Origin of the sequence: Halalkalibacter flavus, from assembly GCF_036663575.1 — a bacterium.
Taxonomy (GTDB): domain Bacteria; phylum Bacillota; class Bacilli; order Bacillales; family Bacillaceae_D; genus Halalkalibacter; species Halalkalibacter flavus.
On the sequence record NZ_JAWRVK010000222.1, the window covers coordinates 1 to 273 of the forward strand.

A 273-nucleotide genomic window follows, 5' to 3' on the forward strand; every position below is an offset into this window, starting at 1 on the left:
GCTTTATAATCAGTGGGCTTCGACGGTCCAGCACAAGTTACTTCCAATGAAGAGATTCTGAGGTCCATTTTCTTTGAAAGATCCGCAAGTTCGCTAACCTGATTTTTTAAATCCACATTTTCTTTTTCCAAAGAGCTCAAACGATTAGTTATTTCAACACTGACAGTATTAGAGGTGACAGCAATATCATCTATCTTAGCTAATCTTTCATAGTATCTCTTTTCTGCGGCATCGTATTTTGGCTTATCCAGCCAAATTTTTTGATGAACCAAT

The 273-nt window shown here is 37.0% G+C and carries 1 protein-coding gene; it reads right to left on the reverse strand.

The genetic code is table 11. The features are described from left to right. The coding region (locus SAY88_RS25040; protein WP_332635132.1) for a hypothetical protein at positions 1 to 273 on the reverse strand (273 nt) is incomplete at both ends.